At 62.4% G+C, this 1,602-nt stretch carries 2 protein-coding genes; both read left to right on the top strand.

The genetic code is table 11. From position 1 onward, the window contains the following. A partial coding sequence (locus AB5Y92_RS04820) for an NADH-quinone oxidoreductase subunit H (protein WP_368225789.1) occupies window positions 1–383 on the top strand: 383 nt, incomplete at its 5' end. A gap of 80 nt (window positions 384–463) precedes the next feature. Next, window positions 464–1,602 (top strand): NADH-quinone oxidoreductase subunit C (locus tag AB5Y92_RS04825; RefSeq protein WP_368225790.1); only part of this gene is annotated, 1,139 nt, incomplete at its 3' end.

A 1,602-nucleotide genomic window follows, 5' to 3' on the forward strand; every position in this document is an offset into this window, starting at 1 on the left:
GCGCCTTCGCGGTGTTTGTCGAGATGGGCAAGCTGCCCTTTGACTGCGCCGAAGCCGAGCAGGAGCTGCAGGAGGGGCCGCTCACCGAGTACTCCGGTGCGGGGCTGGCCCTGCTCAAGCTCTCCATCGGCCTCAAGCAGCTGGTAGTGGTGCAGCTCTTTCTGGTGATTTTCCTGCCCTTCGGCAAGGCGGCCAACTGGAGTCTGCCTGCGCTCATCGGCGCGGCGCTGATCCTCGCCTGCAAGCTGCTGGTGGCCTTTTTGCTGGCTGGCATCATCGAAAACGCCATGGCCCGTACCCAGTTCGTGCGCACCCACAAGCTCACCCGCTACGGCTTGGGGCTGGCCCTGCTGGCGCTGCTCGCCTATCTGGTCGGGGTCTGAGCCATGCCCGCCAGCACAGCAATTTTTTCCGATTTCATCATTTGTGAATGCTCATTCCCGAACATTAAAGTGAGAACTGCATGACCATCGCCATTTCGGATCGCATCGGCTGCGACTACATCCAGCAGGTGCGAGCACAACTGCCCCACGCCATCGTCGACGAGGAGTGGCAAACCGCCGATCAGGCCACCATTACCGTCAAGCCCACCAGTCTGGTCGAGACCGCCAGCCTGATCTTCCACCAGCTGGGGGGCTGGCTTCCGCTCTCCTTTGCCAATGACGAGCGCAGCCTCAACGGCCACTTCGCCGTCTACCACGTCTTCTCCATGGAGGGCGACACCAAGTGCTGGATCACCGTCAAGGTGCTGGTAGATGCCGATACCCAGGAGTACCCCTCCATCACCCCGACCATTCCGGCGGCGGTATGGGGCGAGCGAGAGATCCGCGACATGTACGGCCTGCGCGCCATCGGCCTGCCGGATGAACGCCGTCTGGTACTGCCGGATGACTGGCCGGAGGATATCCATCCACTGCGCAAGGACGCCATGGATTACCGCCAGCGCCCGATGCCCACCACCGACACCGAGACCTACCCCTTCGTCAACGAGCTCGGCAGTGATGCCAACCGCATCGTGCCGGTCGGCCCGCTGCACATCACCTCGGATGAACCGGGCCACTTTCGTCTGTTCGTCGATGGGGAAGACATCATCGATGCCGACTACCGCCTCTTCTATGTCCATCGCGGCATGGAGAAGCTGGCGGAAACCCGCATGGGCTACAACGAAGTGGCGTTTCTGACCGACCGGGTCTGCGGCATCTGCGGCTTTACCCACAGCGTCGCCTACACCACCTCGGTGGAGAACGCCATGGGCATTCCGGTGCCGGAGCGGGCCAAGATGATCCGCGCCGTGCTGCTGGAGGTGGAGCGTCTGCACAGCCATATCCTCAACATCGGCCTGTCGAGCCACTTCACCGGTTTCGACACCGGCTTCATGCAGTTCTTCCGGGTGCGGGAAAAGTCCATGACCCTGGCCGAGCTGCTCACCGGCGCCCGCAAGACCTACGGCCTCAACCTGATTGGCGGGGTACGCCGCGATATCTTCAAGGAAGATCGCATCAAGGGTGCCCAGCTGGTGCGGGAGCTCCGTGATGAGCTCAAACCCCTGGTGGCCATGCTGCTGGATACCGCCAACATCTCCTCCCGCCTCATCGGTATCGG

The organism is Aeromonas sp. R1-1, from assembly GCF_040908495.1.
Classification (GTDB): Bacteria; Pseudomonadota; Gammaproteobacteria; order Enterobacterales; family Aeromonadaceae; genus Aeromonas; species Aeromonas veronii.